The sequence below is a fragment of the Microbulbifer mixtoriginis (SeqCode) genome, from assembly GCF_052468275.1.
The window spans coordinates 3,991,602-4,004,385 of record NZ_CP174341.1 but is presented as its reverse complement, the minus strand read 5'-3'; the positions used below and the strand labels follow the sequence as shown (position 1 = coordinate 4,004,385).

Annotated in this window: 10 protein-coding genes; 9 read left to right on the top strand and 1 reads right to left on the bottom strand. The window is 52.0% G+C overall.

What is annotated here, in order from left to right; translation table 11 throughout:
• The first annotated feature begins 12 nt into the window (after positions 1-12).
• Both recO and acpS read left to right on the top strand, forming a co-directional pair.
• Positions 13-762, top strand: a complete 750-nt coding sequence (gene recO / locus ACJJIC_RS17510) for a DNA repair protein RecO (protein ID WP_445357522.1) — start codon at positions 13-15, stop codon at positions 760-762.
• On the top strand, positions 759-1,148 hold the full coding sequence (gene acpS / locus ACJJIC_RS17505) for a holo-ACP synthase (RefSeq protein ID WP_252082544.1): 390 nt from the start codon (positions 759-761) through the stop codon (positions 1,146-1,148). The genes recO and acpS overlap by 4 nt, the downstream gene beginning before the upstream one ends.
• 35 nt (positions 1,149-1,183) lie before the next feature.
• Here the strand turns inward: acpS and ACJJIC_RS17500 are convergent, their stop codons facing one another.
• Positions 1,184-3,949 carry a response regulator gene (locus ACJJIC_RS17500; protein ID WP_445357521.1) on the bottom strand — a complete coding sequence of 922 codons (2,766 nt, stop codon included), beginning with the start codon at positions 3,947-3,949 and terminating at the stop codon, positions 1,184-1,186.
• 288 nt (positions 3,950-4,237) lie between these two features.
• On the opposite strand from ACJJIC_RS17500, the gene cysM reads away from it, so the two are divergent.
• The 7 genes from cysM (at position 4,238) to tsaB (ending at position 12,783) form a co-directional block, all read left to right on the top strand.
• Positions 4,238-5,128 (top strand): cysteine synthase CysM, encoded by an 891-nt coding sequence (gene cysM, locus ACJJIC_RS17495; RefSeq protein WP_445357520.1) that lies wholly within the window; start codon positions 4,238-4,240, stop codon positions 5,126-5,128.
• 675 nt (positions 5,129-5,803) lie between these two features.
• Complete coding sequence (gene relA, locus ACJJIC_RS17490) at positions 5,804-8,050, top strand: GTP diphosphokinase (RefSeq protein WP_444886794.1); 2,247 nt, start codon at positions 5,804-5,806, stop codon at positions 8,048-8,050.
• Between the two features lie 9 nt (positions 8,051-8,059).
• Positions 8,060-8,887 (top strand): nucleoside triphosphate pyrophosphohydrolase, encoded by an 828-nt coding sequence (gene mazG, locus ACJJIC_RS17485; RefSeq protein WP_445357519.1) that lies wholly within the window; start codon positions 8,060-8,062, stop codon positions 8,885-8,887.
• Positions 8,888-9,030: 143 nt separating this feature from the next.
• The gene (gene adk / locus ACJJIC_RS17480) at positions 9,031-9,684 is read left to right on the top strand and encodes an adenylate kinase (protein WP_445357518.1); all 654 of its coding nucleotides are present in this window, start codon (positions 9,031-9,033) and stop codon (positions 9,682-9,684) included.
• 167 nt (positions 9,685-9,851) lie between these two features.
• Positions 9,852-10,850, top strand: a complete 999-nt coding sequence (gene hemH, locus ACJJIC_RS17475; RefSeq protein WP_445357517.1) for a ferrochelatase — start codon at positions 9,852-9,854, stop codon at positions 10,848-10,850.
• A 262-nt stretch (positions 10,851-11,112) separates the two neighbouring features.
• Positions 11,113-11,919 (top strand): hypothetical protein, encoded by an 807-nt coding sequence (locus ACJJIC_RS17470; protein WP_445357516.1) that lies wholly within the window; start codon positions 11,113-11,115, stop codon positions 11,917-11,919.
• 165 nt (positions 11,920-12,084) lie between these two features.
• Entirely contained in the window at positions 12,085-12,783 is a 699-nt protein-coding gene (gene tsaB, locus ACJJIC_RS17465; RefSeq protein ID WP_444884233.1) for a tRNA (adenosine(37)-N6)-threonylcarbamoyltransferase complex dimerization subunit type 1 TsaB, read from the top strand.
• The last annotated feature ends 1 nt before the right edge of the window (position 12,784 follow it).

Genomic DNA, 12,784 nt, shown 5'->3' with positions numbered 1-12,784 from the left:
GACTCGTCCGCCATGAAGACACCACCGCCGGCGCAGCCGGCGTACATTCTCCACGCCCGGCCCTATCGCGACTCCAGCCTGATTCTTGAGTTATTCACTCCAAACCATGGCCGTATTGGTTGTGTTGCCCGCGGTGCGCGGAGGGACAAGCAGCGGCGCCAGCAGGCGCTGCAACCTTTTACGCCTCTATTAGTTACTCTGCTCGGTGCTGGATCTCTGAAAACCCTCGGGCCCGTGGAGAATGTTGGAGTTCCACTCTGGCTTAAGGGACGTGCTGTCTATGGCGGGCTCTACGCCAATGAGTTGATGGTGCGCTTGCTACCGGAGGGCGAGGCGCACATAGGTCTTTTTGCCACCTATCAGCGTCTATTGCAGGGGCTATCAGATCTGGGCGGTACGGACAGTGCAGAGTTGGAAGGACCACTGCGCAGTTTCGAATTACAGCTGCTCGCGGAGTTGGGTAGTTGCCCACCGTTGGATTATTGTGTGCAGAGTCAGGGCGTTGTGAGTGAGGCCGGCAGCTACAGGTTGGAATTGGAGGTGGGCTTTGTGCCGGTGCACAGGCAGGGTGCCACTGCTCTGCGTGAGTGGGAGTTTTTTGGTTCAGAGCTGCTGGGGATACTGCGGGCTAAAGAGTCTGGCAAGTGGCCGGCAGAAGTATTGGGCCCGGCAAAGCGTTTAACCCGTATTTTGTTGCGCACATTACTGGGGGAGAAGCCCTTGCAGAGCCGCGAGTTATTTAAACAGGTTTACGGGAAATGATTGTTAGCATCGGTACCGACATTTGCAATTACAGCCGTATCGAGTCAGTTTGGCGCCGCCATGGTGATCGTTTCGTGGAGCGTATATTGAGTGGTGGCGAACGCTGTGATTTTGCCGATCTTGCCGAGGCCAATAGAGCGGCCTATTTGTGCAAGCGCTTTGCAGCTAAAGAAGCGGTGGGTAAAGCCCTAGGTACTGGTATTGGAGAAGGTGTTTCCTGGCAGGATATTGAAGTGCGCCGGCGCCAGGGTGCAGCTCCGCAGGTGCTGCTGCGGGGTGGAGCGCAGAGGCGGGCTCAGGCGATGGGAGTGGAGGTGATACACCTCTCCCTTTCCGATGAAAAGGATGCAGCCCTGGCGTTCGTGATTTTTGAAGCTCGCAGTTAGGCCGGAGCATCTCCCCGGCCTTAATTCACTGCGAGTCAGGCAACCTCCAACCCAAACAGTGTGTCGAGATCCTGCTCGGAGGCCCATTCTCGCAGGGCGCGAATTTCCCTGAGTGCCCTATCCAATTTGCGGCGGTCGAGCTGGGGATTCTCCTGATTTTGCTGGATACGTAACTCCTCCTGTAACACACAAGTGGCCTCTCGTAGGCGTGATACGCCACAATAACAACAGCCGCCGTGCATGCGGTGGGTCAACTCAAACATGCCTTTTATGTCGCCTAGACCCTGTAGTCGCTCCAGTTCCCGTTCATCGGTTATCAACCCATCCACGAGCATTTGCAGCATATCCCTGGCCAGTTTTGCATCGCCATTTGCCAGGTTGAGACTCTCTCCGATATCCACCAGGCGCATCTGGTTTGGGTTCAATTTTTCTACCACTTGTGGAGTGATAATTTTGAGCCAGCGTTTGATCATATGGGACAACTGGGCTTCGCTTACTGGTTTGCTCAGGTAGTCGTCTAGCCCTGCGGACAGTAGCCTCGCCTTCTCCTCGGCTCCCACATGGGCAGTGAGTGCAATAATGGGCGTGCGGCGGCCGGTCTCTCGTTCGCGGATGCAGCGGGTGACTTCAATACCGTCCATACCGGGCATCTGGATATCCATGAAGACCAAGTCGAACGTGCTTTGCTGCCAATGTAGTAAGGCTTCTTCACCGCTGGCGGCGATCACCACCTCTACACCCTGGGCGCGCAGTAACTCGCCGACCAGGCGCCGGTTAGCGGCGTGATCATCCACGGCCAGGACACGCGGTGGCGCGGGCCAGGGGAGGGCGGGTACGGCACCATTACTGGGGCGAGGCTGGCTCTGTTGGGGGACGGCTCTTTTCAGGGCGCGAAGCAGGTTCTCGCGGGTTACCGGCTTGCCAAGGAAAGTTAAGGTGCGGGTGCGCAACTGCTCATAGCAGCGGCGCAGCTCTGCTGGGGCACCGAGTACGATTACCCGGCATTGATAGGCATCGACCAGGGACTGTACCTTCATGCTGAAGCTGTCAAAGTCTCCCTTGGCGATGGCGGTATCGATAATCACCGCATCTGGCAGCGCATCGTGCCGCCACATTTGTTCAATTGCTGGCTGCAGAGTATCGGTATCGGCAAGTTCAATGGGTTCAACCTGCCACTGTTTAAGCAGTTGAGCAACCTGGGAGCGGGTCAATTCGTTGGGGTCGGCAATCAGTATGCGGCAGTCTGGGAAAAGCACCCGTGGCGGGATGCCGCGGTTGCGTTCCGGTACCAGGGTCAGTTCCACCCAGCAGGTGCTGGCACCATTTGCAGCTACTTCCATACCCGTGCAACCGCGCATGCGCTCGACGAGGCTGCGAGCGATAGAGATTCCGAGCCCGTTGGCGCTGATCTGCTGCGAATGTTGTGGTGTTTTGGCGTTGAGAATTTGTTCCAGCTCGCGGCGACCGGGCTCATCAATGCGATTGCCCAGGTCGGTAACACTGATTCGCAATACCAGTTCAGAGTCCTTATTGCTCTGCACAATGAGGCGTACCGGGATATTACCATTCTCGGAACTGCGCACGGCGTTACCGAGCAGGTTGGTAAATATTTGCTTTGTACGCAGAGGGTCGCCCACCAGGGTGACAGGCAATTGTGGGTCAATCAGTGGCACCAGCTCCAGGTGATGCTCATAGGCATAAGGGGCAAGGATTTGCAGGGTCTCCTCAAGCAGCTGCCCCAGGTCCATAGGGATATGGTCGAGCACCAAATTGCCGGACTCGATTCGAGAAAAATCCAGGATATCGTTAATTGTGGTGAGCAGGTTTTCTGAGGAGCGCAGAATGGTTTGCAGGTAGTCCTGTTGTAGCTCATCGATCTCGGTTTTAAGTAATAAATTAGTAAACCCGATAATGCCGTTTAATGGTGTACGGATTTCATGGCTGGTATTGGCAAGGAAGGTCGACTTGATACGGCTCGCCTCCTGGGCCCTTTTGCGTGCCAGGTCCAACTCGATATTTTGCTCTTCCATGCTGTCGAGAGACTGGCGTAGATCGTCCATGCTCTGCAGCATGTTGGATTTATAGTCCCGCTGGTAATTGGCAAGACTTTCACCCATCTCGTTAATCTGATCGGCCAGTTGTGCGAGTTCGCGGTTCTCTATCTCGTGAATGCGGCGGTCAAACTCACCGCGCCCCATGGCTTGTAACACCTGTCCCATACGTACCAGGCTGTGAGCAAAACGCTCAGATAAAATCACCGACCAAGCTAGGGCGGCCAAGGTGCAAATAATTAAGCCCACCAAGCCCACGAGTAATACTTGGTAGGTGCCCACAAGAAAATAGGGCCGGTGTAGCTCGATACTAATCCAGCAGGTGGTGATGTCCCCCTTTAATGGCTGTAATACCTGTAGGGTTTCATCATCTTCAAAAATAAAAGCTTCGCGTTGATTGAGTTGGTGGTTTGTAAGCGGGGTGCGTGGTCGTGGGCCCACACTGGCCAGAAGCCCCAGCCCAGTGGATCTATCCAGTGAGATTTTTTTACTTTCCTCAGTGGAATAAATATGCACCGAGCGCACCATGTCCTTTTCCAGCATCAGTGCCAGAAGGCTCTTGCGTAACCATTCCATACGCAGATCGAAAGGGTGGCCGCCACTCATTTCAATTAACTCGGCCAGTTGCTCGGCACTTGCCCGTCCGTGGCTGAGTAAGAGCTGACGGCGATCATGCATTTGTTGCAGTGTGAACACCAGGGCCAGAGTCATGGCCAAAATCAGCGCTGGCGCAACCGTGAAGCGAAACATAGTTGAACGCAACGAGCGGAGCTCTGAAGGAGCCGGCATGGAAGGGTCGGTATTATTTGGGGCCATGAGAAATCAAGGGTCTTGTGCGATTATTTTTTCCCCATTTTACCCCTATGCGAGAGGAGGCGCACTCCTATACGGGCTGCTCTAGGTAAATGTTTTCTGCTTTGCGATTTTTTGATATTTGTAATAACTCGACTATATAGTCCACCAAAATAGTCGGTATTTAGCCTGAGAGGGAGCATCGGGTACACTGTGCGGCCGCAATATGTCTGGACTCAAGGTACTATGGATTACCCAACGATTGCTGACTGCGTAGGTAATACGCCACTGATCAAGCTGCAACGCCTCCCCGGTGATACCAGCAATACGATTTTGCTCAAGCTGGAAGGTAATAATCCGGCCGGTTCGGTAAAAGATCGCCCGGCGCTATCAATGATCAACCACGCCGAGGCAAGAGGGCAGATTAAACCAGGGGATACCTTGATAGAAGCTACCAGCGGCAATACGGGTATCGCACTGGCAATGGCAGCTGCCATTAAAGGTTATCGTATGATCCTGATTATGCCGGACAGTGCTACCGCAGAACGTAAGGCCTCTATGACAGCATACGGTGCCGAGCTGATTTTGGTCAGCGCGGAGGAGGGAATGGAAGGTGCTCGGGATCTGGCTCTTCAAATGCAGACCGAAGGTCGTGGCCTTGTGCTCAATCAGTTTGCCAATACGGATAACCCTCTGGCCCATTACGAGGGTACCGGACCCGAAATTTGGCAGCAGACCGCTGGGGAAATTACTCATTTTGTCTCTTCTATGGGGACCACAGGTACCATAATGGGCTGCGGCCGCTTTCTGAAAGAGCAGAAGCCGGAGGTTCAGATTGTGGGTCTGCAGCCAACCGATGGTTCCAGTATTCCCGGAATTCGCCGATGGCCACAGGCTTACCTACCAAAAATTTTTGTCCCAGAGGAAGTGGATCTCGTTATCGATATGGATCAGCGGGAAGCGGAGGAAATGACACGTAGGCTGGCGCGTGAAGAGGGCATCTTCTGTGGTGTTTCTTCCGGCGGAGCGGTTGCCGGAGCACTGCGCCTTTCCTGCCAAGTGGAGAATGCCATAATTGTGGCAATCATCTGTGACCGCGGTGATCGCTATTTATCCTCGGGATTGTTCAATCAGTAAGGCTGGGAAAAAAGGCACAGTCGGGTGTGCAGATTTTTTGTTGCCCCCGACTTTAGTGTGATTTTTTATATGCCTGCCAATCTATCTGCGTATATTTGATATTTTCTCTCTCCGACTTTTATTTTTAGTTTTTTTTGACGCTCTGATTTTAAGCGTGTTCTCAGTTTAAGATTGTCAGTGCGTAGATTGTTTTATTAAAACAAAGACCATTAATTAGCTGTGGGCGGCAGGTGAGGGCTTAAAGCTCTCTTTATGTGGCTAACGAATAGGCTTCCACTAAAAAGGCTGTAATAGAGGCTGGTTTTCTCGGTTTTCCAGTGTCACCGCTGAGATGTTGAAAATGAGAGGGCCTCTCTGTAAAAGCCTTTCAGCCCGACAAGCTTTCCTTTGATCGCATTCTCCTCGGTAAGAATTCTCGCTGCTCAATGTGATTGACCAATTGGTGTTGTCGTTTGCAGTTTCCAGTATCAAGCCATATCCACTGGGGTGAGTTATCGCTAAATTTCACGCAGCTTGTTGAAAACATAAAGAAAATCGTGGACTTTAGTCTGACCAAACCTATGATAGAAGCGTCCCTAATTTGGGAAGTTATTCTTTTTGCTTGGTTTTGCCATCATGCAAGCCACTGAGCAATGCTAGTAAGCTTACAAACTCCTGTTTCGGCCCGGTTAAAACATGGTTCAAGTCAGAAAACATCATTCCTTTGGAGGTGAGAGAGAGCACGACCTGGAAGCCTGGTTGCGCCATGTGCAAAAACTGGCTGGGCTGGATGGGGCTGCCATAGTGACCTTGCGCCGTGCAGCAGAAGTAAGTGCTGAAGCCGAACAACAGGCTATTGCCGCGGAAAATATTTGGGCAGAGGGTGCCAGCAGTTTTGCCACCGGCCTTGAAATGGCGGAAATCCTGGCGGACTTGCAAATTGATTCTGAAGCACTGGTGGCTGCAGTGCTCTACCGAGCAGTACGAGAGAAGCGCCTCGCGCTAAAAAGCGTTGAAGAGGAGTTTGGGTCGGTTGTAGCCAAGCTTATTCGCGGGGTACTGCGGATGGCGGCGATTCGCAGTCGCAGTGCCGATACTGGTGAGGAAAGCAAAAGCGGTGCGGTAGAGGAACACTCGGAAAATATTCGCCGTATGTTGGTGGCGCTCGTTGATGATGTTCGCGTTGCGCTGATCAAACTTGCCGAGCGGACCTGTGCAATTCGTGCGGCCAAGAATGCTGAGCCCACAAAGCGCCAGCGGGTCGCTCGCGAGGTGGCCGATGTCTATGCACCACTGGCGCATCGCCTCGGTATAGGGCATATCAAGTGGGAGTTGGAGGACTTGTCCTTCCGTTACCTCGAGCCTGAAGACTACAAGCAGATAGCGCGCCTTTTAGATGAAAAGCGGATGGCGCGACAAGAATATATCGATGAGGTGCTGGAGCTTCTTCGCACTGAACTGGCGCGGGCGGATATAGAGGGTGATGTCTATGGCCGTGCAAAGCATATCTACAGTATCTGGCGCAAGATGCGCCGCAAGAATATCGGCTTTTCTCAGGTTTATGACATTCGTGCTGTACGCATACTGGTGCCTACCGTGCGGGATTGTTACGCGGTGCTGGGGATTGTACATAACCTCTGGCGCAATATTCCCAACGAGTTTGATGACTATATTGCCTCTCCGAAGGAGAATGGCTACCGCTCCCTACACACTGCGGTGATCGGCCCCGAACGCAAGGTGCTGGAAGTGCAAATCCGTACTTTTGCCATGCACGAGGAGGCTGAATATGGGGTCTGTGCTCACTGGCGGTATAAGGGCACCGACCTGAAAACAGAGAGCCAAGATAGCTATGAGCAAAAGATCTCCTGGCTGCGGCAAGTGCTCGACTGGCATGAAGAAGTGGGTGGTAATCCCTTACAAGAAGATCTTCAAACCGGGGAAGGGGACTCCCGTATCTATGTTTTTACTCCCGATGGCCATGTAGTCGATTTGCCCCGCGGAGCCACACCGCTGGATTTTGCCTATAAAATCCACACCGAGATTGGTCATCGCTGTCGCGGCGCTAAGGTGGATGGCCGCATAGTGCCATTAAACCACGAGCTGGAAACCGCCAATCAGGTGGAGATTCTCACTGGTAAACGTGAAGCCCCCAGTCGCGATTGGCTTTCGTCCGGTATGGGCTATATAACAACCTCGCGGGCGCGGGCCAAGATTATCCACTGGTTTAAGCAGCAGGCCCGAGATCAAAATATTGCCGATGGTCGCAGTATTTTAGATGGTGAGTTCAAACAGCTTGCTCTGAGTGATTTTAATTTTGAACAGCTTGCTGCCAAGCTGAATATGCACTCGTTGGATGATCTCTATGCGGCAGTGGGAGCTGGGGATATCGGTGTGGGGCAGGTGCTGAACACCGCCCAGCGTATGGTAAAGGTCGACAATGCGCAGCGTGTGCCTTCACTTACTGCCCCGGTGGCCACGGGGACGGGCAAAGCCGATGTTTATATCGAAGGGGTTGGTAATTTACTGACGCATATTGCGGGTTGTTGTAACCCTGTTCCCGGTGATGAAATTATGGGTTACATCACTCTTGGTCGCGGGGTATCGATACATCGTAAAGACTGCACGAATATGCTGCGTATGCAGGCAGAGGAGTCTGAGCGAGTACTAGAAGTTAATTGGGCGGCAAAACCGAGGGAACTCTATGCGGTGGAAATCGTTATCGAAGCCTATGATCGCCTGGGGCTGTTGCGCGATGTCACCGCTATGCTCGATAGTCAGAAAATCAATATTACGGCGATGCAGACACACAGTAATAAGCATAAGCATACTGTAGAGATGGTACTTACCGCCGAGATTCATAATTTTGAAGAGTTGAGTTACGTGTTGCACCGCATTAATCGCCTGCCCAATGTCGCTTCGGCGAAGCGGCGTATGCTGCGTTGAGGGGGACCCATGCAAGACCATTACTCGGTGGAGGACTTGCTTCACCTAATGTCCCAGTTGCGCAACCCAAACGGTGGTTGCCCCTGGGATCTGAAACAGACATTTTCCAGTATTGTTCCTTCAACGATTGAAGAGGCCTATGAAGTGGCCGAGGCAATTGAGCTTGAAGATTTCGAACATCTACATGAAGAGCTTGGGGACTTATTGTTCCAGGTGATCTTCTATTCCCAGCTCGGCCGTGAGCAGGGGCATTTCGACTTTTCCCGTATTGTGGACACCCTGGTACGCAAGTTGGTGCGACGCCATCCTCATGTATTCCCCAGCGGAAAGCTCTATGGCGAGAATGGCTCCTCTGCAATGGATGAAGCTCAAGTAAAGCAAAACTGGGAAGCCATTAAAGCTGAAGAGCGCAACGCAAAGGGTGAGAGTGGAGTCCTGGCTGGTGTTACCGCGGGCTTACCCGCGCTGACGCGTGCGGCCAAATTGCAAAAGCGTGCCTCACAGGTGGGTTTTGATTGGCCAGATATTACCGGTGTGCTGGACAAAATAGAGGAAGAGGTAGCCGAATTGCGCGAGGCTATTGCAACCGGTGATCGTGAGCATGCTGGGGAGGAGCTCGGCGACCTGTTGTTCTCCTGTGTAAACGCGGCCAGGCATTTGAAAGTTGATCCTGAGTCTGCACTGCGACAGTGTAATCGTAAGTTCGAGCGTCGTTTTGGCGCTGTTGAGGCAGCGCTCAGGACAGATGGGCGTGGGCCAGAAGATGCCAGCCTGCAAGAGCTTGATCGACTCTGGGAACGCGCGAAAGACATAGAAAGACAGGATTCAGACAGATAAGTAGCCGTATTGGCCGCAGTTTATTCTGTGGTAATGGCGGTACCACAGTCATAATCTTGCCCAATTTGGGGTGGACGTGTAAGGTAGCGCTCTTTTGGCGCGGCGGCTCTTAGTGCGTCGATAGTTTTGGAGGCTTACTGAACATGCGAATTATTCTCTTGGGGGCACCGGGGGCCGGTAAAGGCACTCAGGCACAATTCATAACAGAGAAGTTCGGCATTCCGCAGATCTCCACCGGCGATATGCTTCGCGCTGCGGTGAAAGCGGGCACACCTCTCGGCTTGCAGGCAAAAGACATCATGGAGGCCGGCAAACTGGTTTCCGACGACCTGATTATTGCCCTGGTGAAAGAGCGCATCGCAGAGGCAGATTGTGCAAATGGATTCCTTTTCGATGGTTTCCCCCGCACTATTCCCCAAGCGCAAGCACTGCTGGATGCCGATGTGCATATCGATCATGTGCTGGAAATTGCTGTGGACGATGAAGAAATCGTCAAGCGCTTGTCTGGGCGTCGCGTGCACGAGGGTTCAGGCCGCGTCTATCACGTTGTGTACAACCCGCCCAAGAGCGAAGGTGTGGATGATGTGACTGGTGAGGCACTGGTACAGCGCAATGATGATACCGAAGAGACTGTGCGCAAGCGTTTGGCGGTTTATCACGAGCAGACAGCGCCGCTGGTTGGCTTCTACCGAGAGCTGGAAGTGCGCTCCCCTGAAGCAGCTCCGAAGTACAGCAAAGTGATGGGAGTTGGCAGCATGGATGAGATCCGCGATAAGGTCATCGAAGCATTGAGCTGATCACACTGAATATTGTTAAAGAAAGCCCCCTCTTGGGGGCTTTTTTGTATCTTCTCCGATGGTTTCCTTTTTAGTTTCGCAAGCGCTTACCTTGTAGTTGACTGACCAATCATTAAGATGGCCGGCAGGTTATTCCTGGCAAAATTGTATTTCAGACGGGTCTTTGTATGTCCACAGCGATAGTTTTGATGAATCTGGGTACCCCTGCGCAGCCCACGCCGTCCGCCGTAAGAGATTTCTTGCGAGACTTTCTCTCCGACCCCAGGGTAGTGGAAATACCCCGACCACTGTGGCTTACAATACTAAACGGTTTGATATTACCTTTTCGCCCCAAGAGAATTGCTCCGGCTTATGCGGAAATCTGGAATTGCAGCGCGGACGATGTGCAAGTTGAAGGTTCACCACTTCTCTACTATACCCGCCATCAAGCGCAGCTACTGCAAAAGCATTTAAAGGATAAAGGACGGGATATCGCGGTAGAGTATGCCATGACTTATGGTGAACCGCGCCTCGATAAAGTTATTGAAAGCTTGCGATCAAAAGGCTATGAGTCCTTTGTTGTTTTCCCTTTATATCCGCAGTATTCGGCTACCACTACTGCTGCAATATATGATCAAGTGGCGCAAATTTTCCGAAAGAGTCGTGATATTCCGGATATTTCCCTGGTTCGTGATTATTACCACAACCCTCTATATATTAAATCTCTCGCCAACTCTGTCAGGGAACACTGGCAGAAACACGGCCAGGCTGAAAAATTAATGCTTTCTTTTCACGGTATCCCCAAAGCAAATGTTGATAAAGGGGACCCCTATTTACGCCATTGTCAGGAAACCGCGAGGCTGCTTGCGGAAGAATTACAAATTTCCCCGGAGCGTTGGCAAGTTACTTTTCAGTCACGCTTTGGTAAGGCTGAGTGGTTGCAACCTTATACCGATAAAACTCTGATTGAATGGGGCAAAGGCGGTATCAAGAGTGTTGATGTGATTTGCCCAGCATTTTCGGCCGATTGTTTAGAGACATTGGAAGAAATTTCGGTAGAGAATCGCGCTAATTTTATCGAAGCGGGTGGAAGTGAATACCATTATATTCCCGCGCTAAATTTACGTGCGGATCATATCGAAGCTCTTGCTGCGGTTGTTGAAGATAAGTTGCCAGGCCCAAAATAATTTTTACTTTTAGGTGTTTTGCCTCTTCAAAAGGCAATTTGTTAAGGAAAAGAGACTTATTTGCTGAAAAATTTCTCATTTTTCGCTTTTTTACTTGCAATGCCGTGTATTTTTATTAACTTTGATAAAGTTGTATTGAAATAGGCAGCGCACCGCTCTGTATAAGCAATAAAATAACCCCCGGGTTTTATTCGATAGCTAACAGGCCGCGTTGCCAGCACACTTTTGGAAGTACTTCTTCTTTTTAATGAGGAGACAAGGGATGGCAAGAGTAGTAAAAAAGAGTACACGTGCTAAAAAGGCAACTACATCGACCAAAGCGTCGCCGGTAGTCGTAAAAGCACAGAAAGCCGTGGATGCAGCAAGTAAGTCGCTGGATGCACAAATGGATCGTGTGGCAAAAGCAAAAGCGCGGGCACAAAAAAGTAGTACGGCAGCGGCCAAGGCTTCCTTGACCAGCGCCAATGGCAAAGCAAAAGATTTACGCGCCAAGCTGGCGATGGCAAAAATGGAGCTTGCCAAGGCCAAGACCATGGATGCCGTGCGTCATGCAGAAGAAGCGGCTAAGGAGAAGGTGGCCACCCTTTCTGAAAGCCTTTCTGCCAAGGCAGATAAAGACCTGGCGGCGGCATTGAAGGCGTTCGAAGCGCGCTGGATGAAGTCTCGTATTAAGGCTCATGCCAAGAAGATCAAAGCCGCCGAGAAAAAAGCTGAGGCTAAGATAAAAGCTGCAGCAAAGAAGGCTGCGACAAAAGCCAAGGAGCTAGAGAAGAAAGCAGCTGCGAAGCTAAAAGCTGATGCTCAAAAAGCTAAAAAGGCGGCGACTAAAAAGACTACTACGGCCAAGAAAGTAGGCCGCCCCAAAAAGGCTGCTTCTGAAACTAAAGCCACCAAGCGTGTAGGGCGCCCCAAGAAGGCCACCTCCGCAGCAAAGCCAGCGAAAAGAGTAGGGCGTCCGAAGAAGTCTGCTAGCAAAGCGGAGGCGGCCAAGAAAACGCCAACTCGTCGAGGGCGCCCACCTAAGGCCGGTACCGCTCGCCGTGGTCGACCACCCAAGAGTGCGGCTTAATTAAACCTCCTCTAGTTCACAGCATGCCTTAGTGGCATGGCTCACTCTTCATCAACCCCGGTTAATACCGGGGTTTTCTCTTTCCTCAATATCGCTAATCTACATGACTAGACCTTGTGACCGTGCCACAATTCACTCCCTTCGATAACCCGGTTTGAAATAGTTGTGAAGATTCTTGCCCTGGATACCACGTCTGGTGCCTGCTCAGTGGCACTTTATAGTAATGGCCAGATTACGGAACGCTTTGTGCAAGCAGAGCGAGACCATACACGGCGCCTGCTACCAATGGTGGATGAGGTATTGGCTGAGGCCCAGTTGAGCCTTCCCGACCTGGATGCCCTTGCTGTAAGCAGGGGGCCCGGCTCATTTACGGGTCTGCGTATCGCTATCAGTTGTGTACAGGGGCTGGCCTTTTCCGCCGATAAGCCAGTAGTGCCGGTTTCCAGCCTTGCCGCTTTGGCCTTGGGGGCCAGAAGGGCGCACCCGCAGTGGGGAGGAGATCCTATTGTCGCTATGCTCGACGCTCGTATGCAGCAGGTGTACTGGGGTATTTACGGCACCGAGATGCCTAATGACAGCTTGATACCTGAGGCAGTACAGAATCCAGAGCAGGTTCTACTGTCATTGAGTGAGGCCAAGCTGACAAACACATATTACGGTGCCGGTCCCGGTTGGCACTATGAGGCATTAGGCAAGGCTCGAGCGGCAGAGCTGGATCTGAATGCCTTAATCCATGCACGGGATATTGCTGAGCTAGCGGTTCCTCTCTATCGAGCTGGTGCAATGGTATCTGCTGAAGCTTTGGAGCCCGTTTATCTTCGCAATGAAGTTACCTGGCAAAAACGTCAAAAAATTCGATCCTGAT

Bases quoted from the DNA above. Each gene is read 5' to 3' on its own strand.
- recO (WP_445357522.1), top strand. From the start codon at position 13: ATGAAGACACCACCGCCGGCGCAGCCGGCGTACATTCTCCACGCCCGG.
- acpS (WP_252082544.1), top strand. From the start codon at position 759: ATGATTGTTAGCATCGGTACCGACATTTGCAATTACAGCCGTATCGAG.
- ACJJIC_RS17500 (WP_445357521.1), bottom strand. From the start codon at position 3,949: ATGTTTCGCTTCACGGTTGCGCCAGCGCTGATTTTGGCCATGACTCTG.
- cysM (WP_445357520.1), top strand. From the start codon at position 4,238: ATGGATTACCCAACGATTGCTGACTGCGTAGGTAATACGCCACTGATC.
- relA (WP_444886794.1), top strand. From the start codon at position 5,804: ATGGTTCAAGTCAGAAAACATCATTCCTTTGGAGGTGAGAGAGAGCAC.
- mazG (WP_445357519.1), top strand. From the start codon at position 8,060: ATGCAAGACCATTACTCGGTGGAGGACTTGCTTCACCTAATGTCCCAG.
- adk (WP_445357518.1), top strand. From the start codon at position 9,031: ATGCGAATTATTCTCTTGGGGGCACCGGGGGCCGGTAAAGGCACTCAG.
- hemH (WP_445357517.1), top strand. From the start codon at position 9,852: ATGTCCACAGCGATAGTTTTGATGAATCTGGGTACCCCTGCGCAGCCC.
- ACJJIC_RS17470 (WP_445357516.1), top strand. From the start codon at position 11,113: ATGGCAAGAGTAGTAAAAAAGAGTACACGTGCTAAAAAGGCAACTACA.